The sequence below is a fragment of the Siminovitchia fordii DSM 16014 = CIP 108821 genome (assembly GCF_000374565.1).
Taxonomy (GTDB): domain Bacteria; phylum Bacillota; class Bacilli; order Bacillales; family Bacillaceae_C; genus Siminovitchia; species Siminovitchia fordii.
The window spans coordinates 74,734-98,591 of sequence record NZ_KB894691.1 but is presented as its reverse complement, the minus strand read 5'-3'; the positions used below and the strand labels follow the sequence as shown (position 1 = coordinate 98,591).

The 23,858-nt window shown below is 40.7% G+C and carries 19 protein-coding genes and 1 tRNA gene; 13 read left to right on the top strand and 7 right to left on the bottom strand.

Features of this window, described 5'->3' with window-relative positions:
- Positions 1-266: 266 nt before the first annotated feature.
- The 3 genes from C509_RS0111290 to C509_RS0111280 form a co-directional block, all read right to left on the bottom strand.
- Positions 267-340, bottom strand: a tRNA-Pro gene (locus tag C509_RS0111290).
- A 111-nt stretch (positions 341-451) separates the two neighbouring features.
- Complete coding sequence (gene aguA, locus C509_RS0111285) at positions 452-1,549, bottom strand: agmatine deiminase (RefSeq protein ID WP_018707049.1); 1,098 nt, start codon at positions 1,547-1,549, stop codon at positions 452-454.
- Positions 1,550-1,758: 209 nt separating this feature from the next.
- Positions 1,759-3,144 carry a sigma-54 interaction domain-containing protein gene (locus C509_RS0111280; protein ID WP_018707048.1) on the bottom strand — a complete coding sequence of 462 codons (1,386 nt, stop codon included), beginning with the start codon at positions 3,142-3,144 and terminating at the stop codon, positions 1,759-1,761.
- Between the two features lie 1,078 nt (positions 3,145-4,222).
- Between C509_RS0111280 and C509_RS0111275 the strand changes: the two genes are divergently transcribed.
- From C509_RS0111275 to C509_RS0111250, 6 genes are all read left to right on the top strand, one after another.
- Positions 4,223-5,461, top strand: a complete 1,239-nt coding sequence (locus tag C509_RS0111275; protein ID WP_018707047.1) for a Zn-dependent hydrolase — start codon at positions 4,223-4,225, stop codon at positions 5,459-5,461.
- Positions 5,462-5,519: 58 nt separating this feature from the next.
- Entirely contained in the window at positions 5,520-6,887 is a 1,368-nt protein-coding gene (locus C509_RS0111270) for an aminotransferase family protein (RefSeq protein WP_018707046.1), read from the top strand.
- Positions 6,888-6,991: 104 nt separating this feature from the next.
- Entirely contained in the window at positions 6,992-8,473 is a 1,482-nt protein-coding gene (locus tag C509_RS0111265; RefSeq protein WP_018707045.1) for an aldehyde dehydrogenase family protein, read from the top strand.
- A 136-nt stretch (positions 8,474-8,609) separates the two neighbouring features.
- Positions 8,610-9,947: an APC family permease gene (locus C509_RS0111260; RefSeq protein ID WP_018707044.1), complete on the top strand. Its 1,338-nt coding sequence runs from the start codon at positions 8,610-8,612 to the stop codon at positions 9,945-9,947.
- A gap of 180 nt (positions 9,948-10,127) precedes the next feature.
- The gene (locus tag C509_RS0111255; protein WP_018707043.1) at positions 10,128-10,670 is read left to right on the top strand and encodes a GNAT family N-acetyltransferase; all 543 of its coding nucleotides are present in this window, start codon (positions 10,128-10,130) and stop codon (positions 10,668-10,670) included.
- 71 nt (positions 10,671-10,741) lie between these two features.
- On the top strand, positions 10,742-11,149 hold the full coding sequence (locus C509_RS0111250; protein WP_018707042.1) for a GNAT family N-acetyltransferase: 408 nt from the start codon (positions 10,742-10,744) through the stop codon (positions 11,147-11,149).
- A 343-nt stretch (positions 11,150-11,492) separates the two neighbouring features.
- On the opposite strand, the gene lipA is transcribed toward C509_RS0111250, so the two are convergent.
- Positions 11,493-12,437, bottom strand: a complete 945-nt coding sequence (lipA, locus tag C509_RS0111245; protein ID WP_018707041.1) for a lipoyl synthase — start codon at positions 12,435-12,437, stop codon at positions 11,493-11,495.
- Complete coding sequence (locus C509_RS0111240) at positions 12,424-13,269, bottom strand: lipoate--protein ligase family protein (protein WP_018707040.1); 846 nt, start codon at positions 13,267-13,269, stop codon at positions 12,424-12,426. The genes lipA and C509_RS0111240 overlap by 14 nt, the downstream gene beginning before the upstream one ends.
- 165 nt (positions 13,270-13,434) lie before the next feature.
- Between C509_RS0111240 and C509_RS0111235 the strand changes: the two genes are divergently transcribed.
- Positions 13,435-14,013, top strand: a complete 579-nt coding sequence (locus tag C509_RS0111235; protein ID WP_018707039.1) for a superoxide dismutase family protein — start codon at positions 13,435-13,437, stop codon at positions 14,011-14,013.
- 91 nt (positions 14,014-14,104) lie between these two features.
- On the opposite strand, the gene C509_RS0111230 is transcribed toward C509_RS0111235, so the two are convergent.
- A complete protein-coding gene (locus C509_RS0111230; RefSeq protein WP_018707038.1) occupies positions 14,105-15,304 on the bottom strand; it encodes a DUF418 domain-containing protein in 1,200 nt (399 codons plus the stop codon).
- Positions 15,305-15,546: 242 nt separating this feature from the next.
- Here C509_RS0111230 and C509_RS0111225 point away from each other — a divergent pair, with 242 nt between their 5' ends.
- The 3 genes from C509_RS0111225 to C509_RS0111215 all read left to right on the top strand — a co-directional run bounded on the left by C509_RS0111225 (position 15,547) and on the right by C509_RS0111215 (position 18,982).
- Entirely contained in the window at positions 15,547-16,266 is a 720-nt protein-coding gene (locus tag C509_RS0111225) for a YqeB family protein (protein ID WP_018707037.1), read from the top strand.
- Between the two features lie 242 nt (positions 16,267-16,508).
- Complete coding sequence (locus tag C509_RS0111220) at positions 16,509-17,222, top strand: response regulator transcription factor (RefSeq protein ID WP_018707036.1); 714 nt, start codon at positions 16,509-16,511, stop codon at positions 17,220-17,222.
- Positions 17,219-18,982, top strand: coding sequence for a sensor histidine kinase (locus C509_RS0111215; protein ID WP_018707035.1), 1,764 nt, complete (start codon positions 17,219-17,221; stop codon positions 18,980-18,982). Before C509_RS0111220 ends, C509_RS0111215 begins: the two co-directional genes overlap by 4 nt.
- Before the next feature lie 167 nt (positions 18,983-19,149).
- Here C509_RS0111215 and C509_RS0111210 read toward each other — a convergent pair whose 3' ends face one another.
- Positions 19,150-20,493 carry an APC family permease gene (locus C509_RS0111210; RefSeq protein WP_018707034.1) on the bottom strand — a complete coding sequence of 448 codons (1,344 nt, stop codon included), beginning with the start codon at positions 20,491-20,493 and terminating at the stop codon, positions 19,150-19,152.
- A 266-nt stretch (positions 20,494-20,759) separates the two neighbouring features.
- On the opposite strand from C509_RS0111210, the gene C509_RS23855 reads away from it, so the two are divergent.
- From C509_RS23855 to C509_RS0111195, 3 genes are all read left to right on the top strand, one after another.
- Positions 20,760-22,025, top strand: coding sequence for a sigma-54 interaction domain-containing protein (locus C509_RS23855; RefSeq protein ID WP_018707033.1), 1,266 nt, complete (start codon positions 20,760-20,762; stop codon positions 22,023-22,025).
- A complete protein-coding gene (locus C509_RS0111200; protein WP_018707032.1) occupies positions 22,022-22,828 on the top strand; it encodes a carbon-nitrogen hydrolase family protein in 807 nt (268 codons plus the stop codon). The genes C509_RS23855 and C509_RS0111200 overlap by 4 nt, the downstream gene beginning before the upstream one ends.
- 79 nt (positions 22,829-22,907) lie before the next feature.
- A complete protein-coding gene (locus C509_RS0111195) occupies positions 22,908-23,702 on the top strand; it encodes a carbon-nitrogen hydrolase family protein (protein ID WP_018707031.1) in 795 nt (264 codons plus the stop codon).
- Positions 23,703-23,858 lie beyond the last annotated feature (156 nt).

Sequence of the window (23,858 nt, the reverse complement as noted above, 5' to 3'; positions counted from 1 at the left end):
TTGATTATTCCACTCAAGGAAAAGTAAATTTATTTAGAACAATGTAGTTTATTCCTATCTTATCGGAGCAAATGTTAGATGGCCTAAGTATAATATTCTGGATTTCACATATGAATCGATCGTGGAAATTGAATATGCAAATTAAAACCCTTCTCAATTGAGAAGGGTTTTTTCGTGCCGACATTTTGACGGCGAAAATCTTATTTCGTGTGGTTTTATAATGTTTCCAAATGACTTTAAGGCGTTGCTAAATCAAAGGTTTTGTATCGGGATGACAGGATTTGAACCTGCGACTCCTAGCACCCCATGCTAGTGCTCTACCAAGCTGAGCTACATCCCGTAAATAACGACATTTTCATTATACGAGATTCATTCGCATAAGACAATGGTAAAAATCCGTCTTCCCCGGTAAAAAAACAGGCGGAGAGATGCTCCGCCTGTCATCTATACATTATGCCTTTGGCTGCTGCTGAGTAATGCAGTGGATGTTTCCTCCGCCGAGGGAAACTTCACGAGTGTTCACTGTAACAATTTTCCGGTCAGGGAACATCTTCTTGAAGATTTCAACTGCTTCTTCATCCTTTGGATCGCCGAATGATGGAATGACTACTCCACCATTGCAAATGTAGCAATTGACATAGGTGGCAATGAATTCAGTTTCACCAGAACGGTCGAAAGCATCAGCGGCAAAATCGATCTCGCTGCTTTCGGATTCTGTAATGGCAATTTGTTTAGGCATCGGGATTTTATAGATTTTCAACTTTCTCCCTTTGGCGTCTGTTTCCTGTTCCAATTGCTTGTAAGCCTTTTGAAGGACTTCATAATGAGGATGTTCAGGATCGTCTGTCCAGCCGATGGCCACTTCCCCAGGGCGCACATAAAATAATACTTCGTCTACGTGTCCGTCAGTTTCATCGTCAACAAGACCATCCTTGATCCAAATGATCTTTTCGATATTCAAATAATCTTTCAGCTTTTTCTCGACTTCTTCTTTTGACATGTGAGGATTCCGGTTTGAATTTAATACACATTGTTCAGTGGTTATGAGGGTTCCTTCACCGTCAACGTGGATGGCTCCACCTTCCAATACGAAATCTTTTGCATTATATCGATCTATGTTTTCAATCTCCATTACTTTTTGTTTGACAAGCTGATCCTTGTCCCATGGGAAGTATAGTCCTTCGTCCAAACCGCCCCAGGCATTGAATTGCCAGTCTACACCGCGTATCTCACCCTTGTCATTTTTTACAAATGTGGGTCCGATATCACGCATCCAAGCATCATTGGATGAAATTTCAACCACTCTTATATTATCGTTCAATAGAGCGCGGGCGTTTTCAAATTGCTCCGCATTGACACATACCGTTACCGGTTCAAATTCCGAAATCGCTTTCGCCACCTCTGCAAAAGCTCTTTGAGCAGGTTTCGCTCCGGATCTCCAAGTGTCTGTTCTCATAGGCCATAGCATCCATGTGCCTTCGTGTTCCTCAAATTCTCCGGGCATTCTGAAGCCGTCTTTTTTTGGTGTACTATCTATCGTACGTGCCATAAATGATCCCCTCCAATTATGTTCATTATAATATCATGCAATTTTCATGCCATAAAAAAGATGCCCCGTAAGGGGTTAAAAAGAGTAGGAAAATACATCGCTAACTAAAGGTATGAAAATCTAGTTTGACGGACTAAAGATTACCCTATTGTTCATAAGATTATCCTGAATTTCGTGCAAATCCAAGCTTCACGCCATAATTTGTCTCGCTAATCTCCATACTTTTTCAATCTTCTTAGATAAGAAGATTGAGTCAACCCTAGAGATTGTGCTGCTTTTCTCGTAGAAGGATATTTCATTTGGGCTTCCTCTATCAATCTTTTTTCTATTTTTTCCAGGTATTCAGGAAGGCTTTGGTTATTCAATTTTCGGATTGAATGCTCCATAAATTCCTCGTATAAGATCTTATCCGGAAGGTCTGAAACAGTGATAGTATCCGACTTTGCCGTTACGATTAATCGTTCAATCATATTCTCGAGTTCGCGGATATTTCCAGGCCAGCTGTAGTTCTGAAGATGTTCCAGCACCCCTTTGTCCAAGGATGATTTTTTCATATATTTATCATTAAATAGGTTTAAATAATGATAGACCAGTGGCGGAATATCCTCATTCCGTTCCCTAAGCGCCGGTATTTGGATGGACACTACATTCAAACGGTAATACAAATCCTCGCGGAACCTCTTCTCCTCGACCATTTTCGGCAAATCTTGGTTGGTGGCGGCGATAATCCTGATATCGACTTTTCTAAGTTCTGTTCCCCCAACAGGAATAAACGACTTGTCCTGGACCAATTGAAGCAATTTTGGCTGCAGAGACAAAGGAAGCTCAGCGATTTCATCTAAAAACAAGGTGCCGCCGTCCGCTTTTTCGACAAGCCCTTTTTTTCCGATTTGGCTTGCCCCGGTAAAAGCTCCTTTCTTATATCCGAAAAGTTCTGATTCCAAAAGGTTTTCCGGAATGGCTCCACAGTTGATTTGGACAAAATTTTTATCTCTTCTCGTGCTATGTTTATGGATTTCACCGGCGATCAAGCTTTTTCCTACACCGGATTCTCCCGTTAATAAGATCGTCGCATCAACGCTGGAAACTCGGTTTACTAAATCTAATAATTCTTCATTACTTTTGCTGTTTCCGATGATTAACTGGCTCGTTTGTTCCTTTTGTTGGGTTTTTTTCATCTCCTGAAGCTCTTCCCAATATTGCTTCATCAACGCTTCCGCTTTTTCCAGTTTAAATGAATTCTTCACCGTTTCGGTAATATCTTTTACTTGGACGAGGATGTATTCTGCATCGTCCTCATGAATTTTTACAAGATATCCGGTCGCCAAAAATTGTCGGTCTTTGGAAGTTTGGACTTTTGTCACAACTTCTCTGTTTTCCAATACAATCTTAGTCACAGAAGGGGTGAAAAAACCGTTGTTCTCCATGTCATTCACATGCCTGCCGATGATCCTGGAACGCGGTGCACCGATCTGCTTTGTGCTTGTATCATTACACCATAGAGCAACGCCATTTTTGTCAGCTATGAATATACCATCCTTTAAATGATTGAATACTTGATGAAAGTGTTTATCGTTAAAAAAATGATTTTTCATGAAAAGGCCCTCCTGATATTAACAAATCGATTCGTTTTCGCATCATTCTTTTCAATTTCGGTGCAAATCTATTATATATTACTATCCTACTACGTGAAAGGTTTTTGTTTTTTAAGGGATTTAAGTTTTGGTACAATTCTTGCACTTGTGAAAAAATGACGGGGATATGGTGAGGTTATTGGGGTTTTATATCAATAGGTATCTGTTGTAGTCATTCAAGTAATGCGGTATTTACTGAACTTTCCGACTGGCCAAGAACTGCTTCGATTTCAAATTGGGACCACAAAAACTTGCAAACTCGCGTGACGGGTTTCCTAAAATTCGTTTTCCAAATTAATTGTGAAGGAACGTGAAGTGAATGGGGATAGAGGTATGGCTCTCGCATAAACGACTCACACGGCCCTGCTTACGATACATTCGAAGTAGGTAATTTTACTGATATTGCTGTATTGGAACGAAGTATATTTGGAAATACCCGTTGAAGAAGTAACGGTTGTTGATGGAAAAGTTGATTTTGATCATATGGGGCATTTATAAAACAAGAATAGTTGAAAACAGAGGGATTTCATGAAAGAAGTCATTATGGCTACCTTTATGAAGCCGAAATCTCATTTAACTTTAACAGTTATCTTTTCCCAAGCTGAATTTTAGCTTTGTGGAATTTGTGACTATTATCTCCCGAGAGAAGACTTCTGCTTTTATTTCGATGTAAAGTAACCAGTTTCCTATAGATTTAGTTTAATAGAAGATTAAAGTGCAAAATCGAAGACGATGAAATTATTCCGTTTTTTGACATAGAAACAGCCGCCAAGTATGGTAGGAGTGGTATTTAAACATTATCTCTAAGGAAGGCTTAAATTAAAACAGAGGACCATGTATAATGAAGAGCGTAAACCCAGTGAATTTTAGGAGGATTGAGAGATTCTTTTTTAGTAATTTGCGAAATCGAACCGAATTCGCACCATTCAATGTCGAATTCGGTTCAAAGTTGTTTAAAAAGAATTTAATGTTATAAGTTTAGCAAGGAAAAATTTTTGGCACGCTTCTTGCATTAATAAAATGAATGAGGAGGATGCGTATGGAGAAGACATTATTAAAAGTAAACAAAGAACGTTTGCTTGAAACACTAAAAGTAAGCTCTTCCATTGGCCCATCCGGTAATGGAGGGTTAAATCGCCTTGCATTGTCGGAAGCCGATAAAAATATGCGCGATATATTTGCCGACTGGTTAAAAGAGGAAGGACTTGAAGTAAGAATAGACGATTTTGGAAACATATATGGAAGAAGAAAAGGCAAGAAGGACGATGGTCCATCTATTGCTATTGGTTCCCACTTGGATACGCAGCCTTGCGGTGGAAAATATGACGGCATTTTAGGTGTTCTATCTGCTTTGGAAGTCATCAGGGTTTTAAATGAAAACAACATTGAAACCGAATACCCTATTGAGGTTATCAATTTCACCAATGAGGAGGGAGCCCGCTTCTCACCTCCAATGCTCGGATCCGGAGGAATTACCGGAAACTTTTCAAAGGATTTTATTTACGGCATCAAAGATGATGAAGGAATATCCTTTGAACAGGCTTTAAATGAAATTAATTATTCGGGATCTATTCAAAACCGAATAACAAACGTGAAAAATTTCATTGAATTGCATATTGAGCAGGGGCCTATTTTACACGAAAAGGATATAACAATTGGTGTTGTTCAGGGTATCCAAGGTAATGATTTGTACACGGTAAAGGTGACCGGAAAGACAAATCACGCAGGCCCAACGCCAATGGAAAACAGGCGTGATGCACTTGTAGCTGCGTCCAAGATGATTGTAAAGGTAAATGAGATTACAGATGAAGTCCAAGGTTTAAAAACAACCGTTGGAAAAGTGAATGTAAGCCCCAACGTGACAAATGTTATTCCTGGCGAGGTGGAATTCACAATCGATATCCGCCACGAGGACAATGATTTAAGGTCCCACGCGTTCGAAAGATTAAAGGAACAGCTTAGTGCCATTGCGTTGATGAGCGAAGTGGAATTGACGATTACAACTGATTGGAACTCTGAGACAACCTTGTTCTCATCGGTCGTTAAGGATGCTATCCAAGAGGCGGCAGATGAATTTGGATATTCCACAATGGATTTGTTCAGCGGCCCAGGCCATGATGCTAAATATATGGCAGGCGTGTCGGATACCGGCATGATCTTCGTTCCGAGCGTTGATGGCATCAGCCATAACGAACAGGAATTGACGTTAGATGATGATATTGAAAAAGGAGCAAACGTCCTTTTATATGTTGTTCAAAAGCTGGCGGAAGTAAAATAGGTTTCTGGGCGCTCGGCGCCTTTCCAATAAAAAACATAATTTAAGGAGAGATTTATAAATGAGCCAAAATGAAGCATTATTCAACGAACTATCTGCACTGGATAAAAAGCATATTATTCATCCGTCCACTAATCCAAAGCTGCACTCTGAAATTGGACCAAAATTAATTTTTGAAAGCGGAGAAGGCATCTATTTAAAAGATATGAAAGGCAAAACATACATCGACGGAGTTTCCATGCTTTGGAATGTGAACGTGGGACACGGTGTGAAAGAATTGGCTGAAGCTGCTTATGAACAAATGGAAAAAGCGGCTTACACAACCACTTTCTATGGTTATTCGAATGAAGCGTCCGTACGTTTGGCTGAAAAGATCGCACAAGTTACACCTGGTGACTTGAACGCGATTTTCTATACTTCTGGCGGATCTGAATCCAACGATACAGCTTTTAAATTGTCCAGGTCTTACTGGGATATAAAAGGCAAAAAAGACAAGAAACTCATTATTTCTTTAAGAAGAGGCTATCATGGCGTTACAATTGCAACCCAAAGGGCAACTGGAATCGATGCTTACCGTGAATTCTCCGGATCAGGGGACCCTAATATCGTAAACGCGAAACCTCATTTGACTGAATGTGAGCTTGGCGACAAGAGCCATCCTGAGTATGAAGGCTCCATCAGAAGCATCATTGAAAGAGAAGGTGCTGATAAAGTTGCGGCTGTCATCGTAGAGCCGATCCAGGGTGCCGGCGGGGTACACGTTCCTCCAGAAGGTTACTTGAAAGCAGTCCGTGCACTTTGTGATGAGTATAATATCCATATGATTGCTGACGAAATCATTTGCGGATTCGGGAGAACCGGAAAAATGTTTGGTGTAGATCACTGGGATGTTGTTCCTGATTTCATTTGTGCGGCAAAAGGGATGACAAGCGGATACGTACAGCTTGGCGGCGTCATCATGAGAGAAGAAATCAGAGACACATTCTTCACATATGATGGCATGCTTCCACATGGATTTACTTACAGCGGACATCCAACAGCATGTGCCGTCGGTTTGAAAAACCTTGAAATTCTTGAGCGCGACGGATTGATTGAAAACGCAGCTGCCATGGGAGAAGAGCTGCAAAAAGGTTTAAATTACTTGGAAGACAAGTATTCATTTGTTGGAAATACTCGAAGCAGAGGACTTCTTGCCGGATTTGACTTGATGGAAGATCCAGCAGCAGGCAAACCATTTGAAACAATCAAAGCTGCTGCAACAGTTGTTGAAGAAGCCTATAAACGTGAACTGTTAATCAGACCATTTGACTTCACTCCAGGCATGAACATCGTAGCAATTGCGCCACCACTCATCGTACAAAAAGACGAAGTGGAAAAAATCATCACAATTGTTGACGATGCGTTGGGAGCATTTGCAAAAACGCTATAAAACACAATAAGATGAAAAGCGGAAACGCATAAGGAAATATAATCCTTAAAATACTGGCTGGGATGCCCAGCCAGTCAACTTTTTCAAAAAAAGGGGATGGAATGATGACAACTGGTGAAACTTTAACACTTCATCCGAAAGTAAATGAATTTTTAAAGGGTCCAAAAAAATTATTTATAGATGGCGGCTGGCATGAAGCGCTAGAAGGCCAAACATTTGAAACGCATAACCCGGCTACAGGGGAAGTTTTGGCTCATGTGTATGAAGCACGCGAGAAGGATATTGAAAAAGCAGTTGAAGCCGCCGCAAAAGCTTTTGAAGATGGACCTTGGTCCAGAATCAGCGCATCAGATCGTTCTAAGCTGATGCACAAGTTGGCTGATTTAATGGAAAGAGACTTTGAAGTTCTTGCTCAGTTGGATACATTGGACAACGGTAAACCGATCCAGGAAATGAGAAACGCCGATTTGCCTGGAGCAATTGAACAGCTCAGGTATTTTGCCGGATGGACTACAAAGATGACTGGACAAACCATTCCGGTTTCCCATTCGTTTTTTAACTATACCCGTCACGAACCTGTTGGTGTTGTAGGCCAAATCATTCCTTGGAATTTCCCGATCATGATGGCACTTTGGAAAATTGCTCCGGCGCTTGCCACAGGCTGTACCATCATTTTAAAACCGGCGGAACAGACGCCTCTTTCAGCGCTTTACTTAGGAAAGCTTATTGAAGAAGCAGGATTCCCTGACGGAGTTATCAATATTGTTCCTGGTTTTGGAAAATCAGCAGGAGATGCACTTGTTAAACATCCGAAGGTAAATAAAATTGCCTTCACCGGTTCTACACCTGTCGGAAAATCCATCATGAAAACAGCTGCAGATACTATGAAGCGTGTAACACTGGAGCTCGGCGGCAAATCACCGAACATTATCTTGCCTGATGCGGACTTGGACAAAGCCATTCCTGGCGTATTTAATGGCATCATGGCAAATCAAGGGGAAGTATGCTGCGCAGGTTCCAGAGCATATATTCCAGAACAAATGTATGATGAAGTCATGGAAAGGCTTGCTGATTACGCGAAAAAAGTAAAACTTGGAAACGGCCTCGCGGAAGATACTCAAATGGGTCCGCTCGTTTCCAAAAGGCAGCAGGACATTGTTACATCCTACATTCAAAAAGGTATTGACGAAGGTGCAAAACTTTTAGCTGGCGGAGAAAGCCTTGACAAAGGGTATTTTGTTCAGCCTACCGTCTTTGCAGCAGAGGATAACATGACGATCGCAAGGGAAGAAATTTTTGGCCCGGTTGTTGCCTGCATGCCGTATAAAACAATCGATGAAGTGGTTGAACGTGCAAATAATAGTCCTTATGGCCTCGGAGCGGGACTTTGGACTGAGAACCTAAAGAACGCCCACCTTGTTGCCGGTAAGTTAAAAGCTGGCTCCGTTTGGGTCAACTGCTACAATCTCACGAATGCGGCCATGCCGTTCGGAGGATACAAACAGTCCGGAATTGGACGTGAAATGGGTTCTTACGCATTGGAAAACTACACAGAAGTCAAAAGTGTTTGGGTTAATTTAGACTAAAGGTGAATTAGCCTGGCATTCCAATATGCCAGGCCTAATTCTTGATAAAAGAAGAATGTCCACACCCTGAAAACGCATTCAACAGTTACTGTTTCTCCTTGGCTACCATTTAAACTTGAGGGGTATGATTTTTTTTATGGAACAAACCAATCAAATTGAACGAAGACTAAAACTAATACACGTTGTTGCCATCGGTCTGGCGTACATGTCTCCCATGGCTGTGTTTGATACTTTCGGAATCGCATCTGATGTCTCTTCCGGACACGTACCAGCAGCTTACATCGTCGTTTTTATTGCCATCCTGTTTACAGCACTCAGTTATGGAAAGCTTGTCAGGCAATTTCCTAATGCGGGTTCCGTCTACACGTATACGCGGAATGTTATCAATCCTTATTTAGGAGTCATTGTCGGTTGGGTCACTTTCATTGCTTATATAGCGCTTCCAATGATTAATGCCCTGCTGGCCGATATTTACCTTTCTGCCGGATTTCCAGAGGTGCCGGGATGGGTATGGATTGCAGGTTTACTTGCGATCATTAGTTTTTTAAATATCTTCGGTGTGAAACTTGCTGCTTCCGTCAACCTGCTTCTTGTAGTATTCCAAGCGTTGGTCGGAATCATTTTTACGTATCTAACAATCCGTTCCATTGTCAACGGGCCTGAGAGCTTTATTCCTATAAGTGAAATTTTACCTTCAGGAGATGAATTTTCGGGACTGTTTGGCGCAGCGGCGCTATTGGCTTTGTCTTTTATAGGATTTGACGCAATTACAACTCTATCGGAAGATACGATTAATCCAAAAAAGACAATACCGAAAGCGATTCTTCTTGTCGCAGGGATTGGTGGCATTTTCTTTTTCGGAGTGACTTATTTTATGCAGTCACTATTTCCTGATGTTTCGATTTTCAAAGATATTGAAGGAGCCTCTCCTGAAATTGCCATGATGATCGGGGGGAACTTATTCCTGTCGTTCTTCCTTGCCGGAGCGCTTTTTTCCGTTTTTGCCTCAGGCTTGGCTGCGCAGGTCAGCGCATCAAGGCTGCTTTATGCAATGGGAAGGGACGGAGTGCTGCCGAAACGTTTCTTTGGATATTTGCATCCAAAATATAATTCACCAGTAGCCAACATCCTGCTGATCGGTGTTTTGTCACTATCGGCTATTTTTCTGAGCTTGGAAGCTGCTACTTCACTGATCAATGTAGGGGCCTTTACTGCATTTTCATTTGTGAACCTTTGTGTTATTATCAACTTTTTCAGACATAAGGGCCCGCGTACGTTCGGTCTATTTGTAGGAAGTTTTATTTTCCCATTAATCGGATTGGCGTTTGTCGTATATCTATGGGCCAACCTCGATACCTTTTCGCTAATAGCAGGAGGAATCTGGGCTCTATTGGGTACAGTTTATCTTGCGTTCACAACTGATTTCTTTAAAAAGGAACCGCCTCAGATTGCCTTTGATGAATTGGAGGCTTAATACACTGTAATGATGACGGGGACGTTTGTATCCCTGTTCATCATTTTTTTGTATGGAGAAATACTTCTCTAAACTGGTTGTATTGGAAAACCTAAGGATGATAACATAATATTTATTGTAATTTTAAGGATATTTTTCATTTCTGTGCATAGGTTTTTTCAAAGTCAGGGGGGGAGTACAGTGTTTGTCCATGTGGTAGATGAAGAGATCTATTTGAAACTCGTCGATCAAAACGATGCGGAGAGGCTCTTTAAGCTGACAGACCGATCAAGATGTCATTTGAGACAATGGCTGCCATGGCTTGACTATACGAACAGCGTCAATGATACAAGACTTTATATTAGGGAAAGCCGGAATAGTTTTGCCAGGCATAAGAGCATGAATACTGCGGTTGTTTATAAAGATAAGGTAGTAGGAGTGGCAGGGTTTAACGAATTTGACTGGAATAACAGATCCGGTTCTATTGGATATTGGCTTGATAAACATTATACAGGGAGGGGAATCATCCTCCGTTCGGTCAAAGCGCTGACTCAATTTGCCTTTACGGAAATGAAATTGAATCGTGTAGAGATTAGGGCAGCCAAGGAAAATGTTAAAAGCAGGGCTATCGCGGAAAGGCTCGGGTTTCAGTTGGAAGGCTACCTAAGGGAATCGGAATGGCTGTATGACCACTATGTGGACCATGCAGTTTACGGGATGCTGGCCAAGGATTGGAATAGATGAAATCATCTACTTACAATTTCAAAAGAAATCCCGTAAAATAAATGGCAAGTTTGTTAAAGGAGGCGGCAGCTTTGGAGTGGACAAAAGATCAATTCGTCTTGAGTGACCAACAGGAATTACTAGATATGAAAGCGGTTTATCAGTTGCTTTCAACAACGTATTGGGCAGGGGACAGAGCAAAAGAGACTATAAAAAAGAGTATTGAAAACTCTATTACTTTTGGAATTTATACGGGGGACAGGCAAATTGGATTTGCAAGAGTAGTCACCGATAAAGCTGTTTTCTCTTGGTTGTTGGATGTTGTGATTGATGAGGCATACCGGGGAAACGGCTTGGGGAAATGGCTGATGGATTGCATCTTGGTACACCCGGATATAAGGGAAACCAATATGAGTCTCTCAACAGAGGATGCTCACCTATTTTATGAGAAATATGGTTTTAAGAGAAATGAAACAATGAGAAGAGTTAGTACGGTTTAGGGTTTAGGCGAGGTTAAATGAATAGAGTGTTCCTTATGGATGAAAGACATCTTTTGATGCCCTTTCTCTCTTCCTAGAATATTTTTGTCGTTAAATGGACGCCTGTTCGCGCGGGCTCGCCCTGCGCCCAATACGCACATATTTCTAATCTAATCCCAGCTAGGTCGGGCAACTTCTACTATCCGGCCTAGCTGGCTTGTTCAGTCGATATAATGCTACCACTTCATCAAGTATCCGGATCATCCAAATGATCCAGTATCTTGATGCCTTTTAATAAAAATGTTTATGTTCAACGGAAAAACCGCATCCTTGATAGGAATGCGGTTTGCCTGGAATTACTCGGTTAAAAGGTGAAGTCGACCTCTTTTTCCTCCTGTTCCTCGTATCCCTTCATATATTTAATCCTTCTTTGGGCGGATGCGGCGTTTACCTGCTCATCTGCGTGGTAGGATGAGCGGACAAGCGGCCCTGCTTCACAGTGGCTAAAACCTTTGGACAAAGCAATTTGTTTCAGTTCTTCAAATTCATCCGGATGATAATAGCGTTCAACCTTCAGATGTTTTTTTGTAGGCTGCAGGTACTGTCCAATCGTCATAATGTCCACATCATGTGCAAGCAAGTCATCCATTGTTTCAATGATTTCTTCTTTTGTCTCCCCAAGTCCTACCATGATGCTAGATTTTGTTGGTGTTTTTGGAGAAATCTCTTTTACGCGTTGCAACAGTGTCAGCGAACGGTCGTACATGGCGCGTGCGCGGACACGGCGGGTCAGACGCCTGACTGTCTCGATATTATGGTTGAAAATATCAGGTGCGCTTGACATCAACGTGGTGAGGCTTTCGTAATCACCTTTCATATCGGAAGGAAGGATCTCGATTGTACACCCCGGATTGACTTCGCGGATTCTCCTTACCGTTTCCGCAAAAACGGCAGCTCCCCCGTCTTTCAAATCATCCCGTGCCACAGCCGTCACAACAACATGCTGCAGGCCCATGATTTGTACTGATTCCGCTACACGTGCAGGCTCCCCCCAGTCCAGCTCTGTCGGAAGTCCGGTTTTGACTGCACAAAAACGGCAGCCCCTTGTACATGTATCACCCAAGATCATGAAGGTGGCCGTCTTCCGCTCGCTCCAGCATTCGTGGATATTCGGACAACGCGCTTCTTCACAAACCGTATTCAAACTTTTGTTGCGCATCAATTTCTTCAAGCCTGTATAAGATTCATTCGTGTTAATCTTGATTTTCAGCCAATCGGGTTTTCTTATGTATTCTTCATTTTTTGCCATGAGCCAACACCCTCTTTCGATAATGTAAATTCCAATCATCTGAACGGTATTTCGTTTCTGCCAGTTCATGTACCTCGTTCCACTGTTCTTCTGTAAGTTCAAAAGGAACCAACTCTAAATTCAAACCCTTTTCAAAGCCTTTTTGAAAAGCTTTTTCAGCCATTTCATAAGTGACAGGCTGATCGGACGCCTCGTTGATCGTTATTGCTTTTTTTGAAAAAGCTGCACGTTTCTTTTGCCTTGTTTCTTCATCTGAAAAAAAGAAAAGGTCAAACAACATCTGTTTATCCATGGTGAAAGGAATGGAGCCGTGCTGTAAAAGGACCCCCTTTTTCCTTGTCTGGGCATGTCCCGAAATTTTCTTGCCATTTACCAGCATCTCATAATCTGATGGTCTTTCAAAGCAAACAGCCGTCCGATCCCTGAAGCGTTCTTTCGGGATGGAGTAGTCCGCTTCGATTCCCAGTTGTTTGAATCCTTCCATGATCCCTTTCGATAATTCAAAGTACGCTTCCCGTATTGATTGGGAAATGTAAGGTCTGGATTCTGAGACGATGACACTGTAGGTGAGCTCATCGTCATGTAAGACAGCGCTTCCGCCTGTCTGTCGACGAACAAATTGACAACCATGCCGTTTTATACCTTCAAGGTCGATTGTCCGGTCGACTTTTTGGAAATGACCAATAGAAAGCGTCGGGGTAGACCAGCCATAAAAACGGAGGACGGGAGGGATCTTCCCTTCGCTGTGCCAGTTCAGCAATGCTTCATCCATGGCCATGTTGATAGCGGCATCATCATGGCCTGAATGTAATAACGCCCATGTATCGTTCATTTGATCAACTCCTAGAGGAATACAATGAAATATTGATTTTATCTTAACGAACCCTGGTATATAAGTAAAGCCGACAGGCTTGAAAGCTATTAAAGGTTTGGAAAAAGTATAAATAATAGGATGATGGTAAATACAGGTAATAACTTTTAAAATTGGAGGTACCTTATGCTGAAAAAAATAATGGGTCCAATGATTCTGTTGCTTTTAATCATAAGTGCATGCAGTGGAAATAAAGACACCGCTGAACAGGAAAAACGCGAGGATACGGCAATGGTCAATGCGGAAACGCCTATCAATATTCCTCTGATCAATACAGAAGGGGAGAAGGTTGGAGAAGCGGAGCTCTCGGAAAACTCAAAAGGTGTGGCTATTCATGTGAGAGCCGAAGGACTGGAGCCAGGGAAAAGGGCCATCCATATTCATGAAACCGGAAAATGCGAGCCGCCTGATTTTAAATCGGCGGGCGGACATTTTAACCCCGGACATAAAGAACATGGATTTCATAATCCAAAAGGATATCATGCGGGAGATATGCCGAACCTGGAAGTGAATTCTGAAGGCAAGGTGGATGAGATCATAAAGACGGCAGACGTTACTCTGGAACGGGGCAAACCAAATTCTTTATTGGACAAGGATGGAAGCGCCCTTGTCGTTCATGCCGGTGAGGATGATTATGTCACAGATCCAGCGGGGAATGCAGGCGACCGGATTATATGTGGAGCCATTGTGAAAGAAGGCAATTAAGTGATTCCGGGCTTCTGCAAAGAATCTTAGTACCTCAAATATAAAAATGTATGATTAGAAGTAAGAAGATGGCTGATTCAGCCATCTTCATTTAGGCCGTTTTTTCTTTCGGTCTTTTTTCTTTTGGTCTTCCATTAAAAGAAAAATGGGTCCAAATTCTGTTTAATTTTTCAATTGGCCCATAACGGAAATATTTTAAATAATAGTGACTGATCCACATTTGTAGGCCGAATATAGCGAATCCTAAAATGATAGATGCTCCTACACCCATTTTTCCGAACTGTCCGAGCCCATAGCCATAAAAAATAGTTGTACAGATGACAGTTTGCATCAAGTAGTTGGTCATTGATAATTTCCCGACACTTTCTAACATCTTTAGAATGGGCCAATTCAAAGCACGGCTATATAAATAGGCAATAGCAAATATATAACCAACTGAAAGGAGTGGACCGCCTAAAGTATTAGAAACCTCCGTCCAACTATATTCAGGGAAGATATGATAGATTGCCTTTAATCCAAGTCCTAGAGGGATTAACCAAGCAGCCGCATATTGATATAGTCTTTTTTCCTTCAATGGATTGAGAAAAATCTTTTTCTTCGCTACATACATACCGAATAAAAACATAGGAGCTGTAAAAAAAGGTGCAAATAAAACAAGGAAGAATAATAGGTAGGAATCTTCTTCGATCGGAGCTTCATTATTTCGGTGATGCATGATTTCCAAATAAGTACCTTCTCCATAAACATCAATCGTTTTTTCCATATAAGGACCCAGTTTTTTAGCATCCACAATACCTGTATTTCCCTCATCTATAAAGGCTCCGATGCCTAAAAGTAAAGCCATTAGCGAGAATAAAATGATTCCCCAAACAAGCAGTGTCGTTTTCTTTCGATTTAAAAAGAGCAGCAGGAAGAACCCCATTAGGCCATAAAAAAATAATATATCTCCTTCCCATAAAAATGTGCTATGAATCCAACCGATCACGAGTAAAAAAACCGACCTTCGCACAAAATACCGCTTTACTTTTAACCCTTTGTTTTCCAGGCTTTCTTTCATCATGATCATAGAATAGCCAAATAAAAAGGTGAAAATGGGCATAAAACTCTCTTCAACGGCAATATGAAGGATAATATTGAAGAAGGAATCAGCTGATGATACAGAATAAAACTCCAATTCGTCTTTACCCCATATTCCGTATTGGAAAATCAGCAAATTGGCCAGCAAGATCCCCAAGAGACTAAAACCCCTTATACCATCAATCGCGTTTACTCGCTTTGTCATGTTTGTCATTATAAAAACTCCCTTACTTCATGCTTATTAAAAAGCATATAGGGAGAACTTAACTTTATCGGCACTAAAACCTTACCATAACCTTAATTTTTAACGATATCTGTTTAGCTGTATGTAAGGTTGCTGTGCTAAATTAAAAAGTAAGTACTGTTAGGATAATGTGTAATATGCCAATACGGATTCTTAAAATACAAAAGAATTTAGGGTGACGTAAAGAGAGGAAACGGATAAAGGGGGAAATCATGGATACTTCATCGACTTTATTAGGCCCGACTAAAAACCAAAAAAGTATCCTATATCTAAGCTTTGCCACGATCGGACTCATTGGCGGTTATTTTGCTACTGGAATTGTGAAATGGATAATAGGACTTTCTTGGATACCTTATCATCAATCATTTGAATTAGTGAATAAGGTGCTTCTTAAAATCCAGTCATTAAGCGGTGATTGGTCTGCAATAATATTGGCGATCATTGGCGCTTGTTTAGGGCTCTTTCTTGCTTTTTTATGTATCGAAGAAATATTGCGTGCCAACATTTCCGATCAGGAAATCGTCATATACAAAGACGATCATACGTATGCAATTTCAAAGGATGAAATACAGCATGTTTTTTTAGATGAAAAAGAGCTGGTTATAGTAGATTTGAACGGACATGAATTATTACGCGAGACTCATCATCATAAAGAAAAGGTTGTTGAAGATGCTTTCGTCTTTCATCGTTATCCGTGGGAACAAGGCGATCCGTATGAGAAGGAATTCCAGCTCTGGACTGCTAAGACAAAGGAAGTTTCTAATGCCGTTCACGCACTTATGAAAGCCCGAGAAAAAGCTTTGGAAGATAAAAATGATGAGGAAGCCAGGGAGTTACGGAAGGGATTAGCTGATTTGAATATAGTCGTTCGAACAAGAGGTACAAAACAATATTGGCGCTTCGCCATGAGACATACGGAACATTCGGCGTAAGAAATAGGAAGTAAATTCTCTTAAGGAATGTTCATAAAGGACCGGATTTCATGCGAATTTATAGATAGTTAGTACAGTGGAAAGGGTTAAACGATAAAATAAATGAAGGATGGCAAGAAATATATTTTGAACCTGCAATTTGTGCGGATATCTGTTATAAATTCAGAGAATGCAATACTGACTGATCATTCGCTTTATGAAAGATTGCTTTATTAATATCTTTTTAAAAAAGGGTGTCTTTAATGCAAGAATGCCAGATTTTATTGGTGGATGATGAATGCGCGATTATGCAAATGGTTGAAATGGTTTTAAGAAAAGAAGGTTTTTCACATATCTTTAAAGCAGAGAACGGGAAAGAAGCAATGGAAATCATTCGGCAAGAATCGATTGATTTGATTGTTCTGGATGTCATGCTTCCTGATATAAATGGCTTTGATTTATGTGAGAAGATTCGTGAATATACAGATGCTTACATTCTATTTTTAACAGCGAAAGTAACCGATTTTGACATTTTAACAGGATTTGAAAAAGGGGGAGATGATTATGTTACTAAACCCTTTAATCCTCTAGAAATTGTAGCAAGACTAAAAGCACAATTAAGAAGAAACCAAAATGAGCAGCAAAATACTGTGGTGAAAAATAAAAAAAGATATGACTTCGGACGTTTTGTTTTGGATGAAGAAACAGGAGAATTATTTGTTGAAGGAGAGTTAGTGCCTTGTCCTGCTCAAGTTTTTTTGTTATTACTTTATTTTTGTAAACATCCCAATCGAATCCTTTCGAAAGAACAGTTGTTTACAGCCGTTTGGGGTTATGATCATATGGCAGATGATAATACAGTGATGGTTCACATTCGCAGAATCCGTGAACGAATCGAACCTGACCCTGGGAATCCGGTTTTTCTTCTGACTATCCGCGGACTTGGCTATAAAATGGTGAAGGAAAAACAAACATGAGGTTACAAAGAAGAATCACTTTGCACTTTTCCATACAGTTTGTGATGTTATTCGTATCTGTTTTTATCTTTTTTATCTTTTTGCTTGTGTTGGTAGCTAATCTATTAACTAAGGTGGAATTAAACGCTAATACGGTTGACGGTTTAGTTGAAACGATTCCATCCAGGATGGTCATAAAGGACAATGAAGTTGAGATTGATGAGAAATGGTCTAAATTATTGAATGAAAATGATATGTGGATGCAAATTATCGATAAAGAGGGTCATGTTATTTATTCTAAACATACACCTTCGGCATTAAAAGAATCGTATACAATAAATGAGCTTCTTCAAATTGAGGAAACAAGAGAAGTGGAACATTATCCTGTCCACACCTATTATGATTCATGGATGAATGGAGAATATTATTTCTTATTTGGTTTTCAGCATAATTATCGAGACACTTTGGGGAAATGGTATACATCATATAATGATCAAGGGTATGTAGATGAAAAAGCTCTGCCAGCCTTAGAAAAAAAATTACAGCCCTTTAACGGTTATATTCAAATTTTTGAGAAGGGTGAGCTCATCCAATCGATTGGCACAAATGAGGAAGAACAACTCGGGCATCTGGACATAATAGGCCGAATTTATGAGCCGGGCAAACATCCAACCCGGGTGGAGGTCTATAATGATTCAGAAACGGGTATTTCATGGATACTTCATTTGCCAGGGAAAGAAAGTCCAAAACCAACTTGGATTTTTTCCTCTCAAGAGACACAGATTTTATTAATTGCCATTTTAATCAGCTTATTTTTAACGATTATGTTTTCTATATGGAATGGATATCGCTATGGTCGGCCTCTATTATTGTTTGTTAATTGGCTGGAGCGGATGGGAAAAGAGCGTTACGATGAGGTATTAACGGAAAAAGAGAAGAAGAAAGTGTTTAAAAAGAAAGGGAAGACACGCTATCGTTATCGATTATATCAGGAAGTCTTTCAATCTTTTTATCATATGGCGGATAAATTAAATAGTGCTGAACGAGAGAGAGTAAGACTTGAACAATTAAGAGAAGAGTGGATGGCGGGAATTTCTCATGATCTGCGTACTCCACTTTCAACCATTCAAGGATATGGACATATGTTAGAGAGTAATAAATATGATTTTTCTGCTGGTGAACTTGAAGAAATCGGTAAAACGATTAGGAAAAAAGGCGATTATATGCTTGAATTGGTAAATGATTTTTCATTGGTTTTTCAGCTAAAGAACAGTGGAATCACGTTGAATAAAAGCTCGCTTGAATTAAATCACTTTGTGCGAAAAGTGGTTGCGAAATTTAAAGAAGACTTCACGCTCTCAGAATACTCCTTTGAATGTATTGGAATGGAAAATCCAACCTATATACCTTTGGATCCGAAATGGTTTACAAGGGTTTTGGATAATCTTATTTATAATGCAATTAAACATAATCCTCCAGATACAAGAGTTACAGTGAGACTTCTTAGAACAGAAGAGTCAGTAAATATTCAAATTGAAGATAATGGAATAGGGATGGATGAAGAAGCAGTTAAAAATCTGTTTGGCCGGTATTATCGTGGTACAAACACGAATGAAAAGTCGGATGGGCTCGGCTTGGGGATGAGCATAGCGAAAGCGATTGTCGAATTGCATGATGGAGATTTAGTTGTCGCGTCCGAGGTTGGAAAAGGAACAACCATTACGATTGCACTGCCAGTAGCAATCTATTCTGCGAAGCAGAAAGAAAGCATTGCATTGTAGGTTGTTGGCTTTGACATTGGTTCGTTAACGGGCAATCCGAAGGGCGCGCTCTTGACTTTTAAGGCTTTGGACATTGGTCCGAAGCCTTTTTTGGATACTGAAAACACATAGAAGAAAAGAGGAGGGGACGTGATCCCCTCCTGAATCACAAAATTGTTGAAAAACAGTTATTCCGCATCCTCGAACTTCATCTCGGGAGGCTCTTTCTTAAATCCTCTTGTTAAAATGAGTAAATAGACGAAGCCGATGGCAGCCCAGATGGATCCAAGTGTCAAAGCGTGGACATCCAGGTTAGTGAATAGCCAGATGTTCAACCCTGTTCCGATTAAGGGAAGGAGTAAATAAAGGATTGTTCCCTTGCCGTTTCGTCTTTTACTTTTTACAAAGTAGTGCCCAATGACTGACAGGTTGACAAATGTAAAAGTGATAAAGGCTCCAAAGTTAATAAATGAAGTGGAAGTTGAAACATCCATTGCCAATGCTATAAGTCCAATAATGCCTATAGCGCTAATGTTGATAATGGGTGTGCGGAATTTTGGGTGCAATGCGCCAAATAATTTTTTCGGCAACACATTATCCCTTCCCATTGCAAACAGCAGACGAGCGGCGCTGGCCTGTGCAGACAATCCTGAAGCAAACTGAGCGGTAATCATCCCGGCAAGAAAAATGGCGCTGAATAAGTTACCTCCGACAAAGCGGGCGATTTCCAGTCCGGCAGAGTCGGAATTGGCAAACTGTGTATAATCCGGAAACACGAGATGAACAAAGTATGAAGCCAAGACAAAAATGGCTCCACCAATTAAAGCAATAAGAAAGATAGCCCGAGGCAATGTCTTTTCAGGATTGATCGTTTCCTCTGAAAGGGTTGTTACAGCGTCGAAGCCTAGAAATGAATAGCAGGCGACTGAAGCTCCGGCGAGAACAAGCGAAAGAGACATGTCACCATTAAAAAATGGTGTGGCTGTAAAAAAGGTGCCCATGCCATTCCCTTTTGACAGACTGACAATGGATAAGATGATAAACAATCCGATAACGAGAAATTGAAAGACCATCATAATTAAGTTGATGTTTGTTGTTAAACGGATACCGATTACATTGATTGCTGTGGTAATTAAAATAAATACCAAAATCCATATCCATATGTCTACACCGGGAAATGCCGCATTTAAATAAACGCTTCCAATCAGCCAAATAACCATCGGAAGAAATACATAATCAAGTATGACGGACCAACCGACCATAAAGCCTAAATGCGGGTTAATGGATTTCCGAGTAAACGTATAAGCAGAACCGGAAACAGGGTAGGCTTTCACCATTTGCCCATAACTGTATGCCGTAAATAACATGGCGATCATGGCTACTAGATACGCAGTGGATACTACTCCTTCCGTTGCCTCAGCAAGTACACCATAAATGCCAAAAACAATCATGGGAGTCATATAAGCAAGGCCAAATAAAACGATTGGCATTAAAGTCAACGTTCGTTTAAGAGATTGAGTGCTCTGTTCCATAGTATGCATCCTTTCATTTGTTAGCTTTGATTAGACTAACATTTTATATGCAATTATCATGCCAATTTTGTTATGCAAAAAAGACGCATTCTTTATAGTTGAAAAGCTCTTAATGATGATTTTTTTCATTATATTATAAGAGGAGAGGTGTTTTTCAGAATGAAAACGATTGATATTTCTTTGGGAACTGAAGTATAATGAAAATAATCATTAAAGATGCCAATTTTCATTAACGTGTGCTCTACCCTTTAGGGGAGGTTTTTTATATGGTCGATTATTTAACAGTTTTTATGGATAAAAGACATAGAATATCTAAGATACAAGGGGATGTAACGAAGGTTTTCGGCGCCACTCCATTCTCATTGGCGGTTGGTATTCATTTATTTGATATTGACTGGAGCAATGTGGTGGATGCTCCCCCTTCTTTGATGGAAGGGTCTCATATTACAAAGATGCACTCGGGAGACTTTATTTTATTCTTTACTGTGGATATTCCGTTTTCAAATCCGGAAATGGATTATTTGCTGCTCATCTGCCGGTTGGACAGCGGTTTTTATATGGAAGGGCTCCAGCAGTCTTTCCAAGAACCTCTGGATCATATGCCGGCGAAGTCGGATGCAATGAAAAAAATCATTGATATTATTCAACGAATATCTGAGGTTGATTCCACCGTATTGCTATTGGGAGAAACCGGGGTAGGGAAAACGATGCTGGCCCGTTACATTCATAAATCCAGCTCCCGTTCAAAGCAGCCATTCGTAACAGTTAACTGTGGGGCGATACCGGATAGCTTGATTGAATCTGAATTATTCGGTTATGAATCTGGTGCTTTTACTGGAGGAAGAAGTAAGGGGAAGAAGGGATTGATTGAATTAGCGGATGGGGGAATCCTGTTTCTGGATGAAATCGCAGAATTGCCCTTTTCTGTACAATCCAAGCTGCTTGAGGTGCTGCAGGAGCACACTTTTAGAAAAGTCGGCGGTACAAATAGTGTAAGCGTTGATATTAGAATCATAGCAGCTACCAATAAGGATTTGCAGCAGATGGTGGACGAAAAGAAATTTCGCGAGGATTTGTATTATCGTCTGCACGTCGTACCACTTACAATTCCTCCTCTGAGAGAAAGGAGGGAGGAAATCATTCCTTTGGCAGAACATTTTGTGCGCAAGTTTAACGAACAATATGGCCGTCATTTTGTTTTATCAGCAAACGTAAAGGACCGCTTATTCATAAATCCATGGCGCGGAAATATCCGTGAATTAGAGAATACAATCGAGAGGATGGTTGTCACCCAATCAGAAGAAATGGCTCCGCCGGGAGATGAAATGCCATTTGAAATTTCAGGCAGCTATGCAGGGAATAAGCTTCCTCCATTGAAAGAAGCAAAGAAGCAATTGGAAAAGGAATTAATCTTACGGGCTTATGACCTATATGGAACGACTTATAAAGCGGCAGAAATTTTACAAGTCGACCAGTCGACTATTGCAAAAAAAATAAAGCAATATCGGGAAGAAGAGAGGCTGACAGAATGAACACAATCAATATTGCTTTGGCACAACTTCGTTGTGAATTGTGCAATAAAGAGATGAACCTTTTACGGATCCTTAAAAGTTTGGAGGAGGCGAGTAAGAAGGGAGCTGATTATGTCCTTTTTCCGGAATTATACTTGACGGGATATATCATGGACCAACAGCTTCCTATTCTGGCTGAAACAGAGGATGGTCCAAGCATTCGAAGAATCCGGGAAGAAGCAAAAAGGTATGGTGTCGGAGCGATTGTCGGGTTTCCTGAGTTGGAAGGAGATTTGCTGTATAACACAGCTTTGTTTATAGGTAAAAATGGTGAGATCATAGGGAAATACCGTAAAGTCCATTTATATCATCGTGAAAAAGAGTGGTTCACTCCAGGAGAATCATTCCCTGTGTTTTCTCTTCCAGAGGGAAACATAGGGTTGATGATTACATATGATATGGAATTTCCGGAAGCCGCTCGTATCCTTTCCCTCAAAGAGGCGCAACTCCTTCTTGTTCTGGCTGCCAACATGGTTCCTTATCAGCATTTCCAGGATACCTTTATCAAGGCGCGTGCTTTGGAGAATCATGTTTATACAGCTTTGGCCAATATGGTTGGACTTGACAATGAAAATATATTTTTTGGTGAAAGCCAAATTGTTCATCCAAGTGGACGGGAAATTTATAAAGGAAAAAATAACGAGGAAATTCCTGTGATCAATCTTAATTTATCTAAAATAAATTCTGAAAAACAAGTGCTTGATTACCTTCATAATCGTAGGACTTCAGTTTATGAGGCAGAAAATTTAACTGAGAAAAAATAGAAGTGTGGTTGGGTAACCACACTTTTTTTAAGAAACGGCACAAAACTTGCATGAGATTTATAGGTGAGGAGGGATCATTGTGAAAGCGATTAAAGTTTCTGTAGCACAATTGACACCAAAACTGGGAGACAAGCAGCATAATCTCCAATTGATTTCCGACGCAATGATTGAGGCGAAAGGAGATCGGGCCGATTTGATTGTATTCCCTGAATTATTCCTAACGGGTTATTCCGTAGGAGATGATTTGGACCGAATGGCCGAAACGGAAGAAGGACAAGGCATGACTGAAATAAAAAAATTATGCGTAGAACATGGGCTGTACGCAGTGATCAGTTTTCCAGAGAAGGGTGAAAGCGGGCAATTCTACATTTCTTCCGCGCTGATTGATAATAATGGAGATGTGTTGGGCATTTACCGAAAGACGCATTTGTTTGACAAGGAGAAAGTGCATTTTACTCCGGGATCGGAGTTTAAAGTCATCGAGACGCCAATTGGAAAAATGGGACTAATGATCTGCTTTGATGTAGAATTCCCGGAAATAGCCCGGTCGTTGAAATTGCAGGGAGCTGACTTCATTGTCATCGTCAATGCCAATATGTATCCATACGAATTGCATCACCATCTTTTTTCCAGAGTCCGGGCGATGGAGAATGAAATCCCCGTCATTATTTGTAACCGTCTGGGGGTAGAGGGAGATTTGGAATTTTGTGGAGACAGCATGGTCATTGATGCGACTGGAAACATACTTTTGGAAATGAAGCAGGCGGTAGGCGTTAGAACTGTGGACATGCCAATCGAACAGCAACTTGACCCAAAAATGAGCTATACGGCCAATAGAAGGGCGGAACTGTATTCCAAACTAGCTAAACATTAAATAATGAGCCAATCATAAACCCGGTTTTCCGGGTTTTTTTCCATTTTCTGCGTGCCTTCAGTCAGAAGGTGTATTCGTCCCAGATCTCCATTGCCGCATAATCAATTGTTTGATTAAATCCCGTTTAAGCGGACTCTCTGAATGAATTAAACGTTT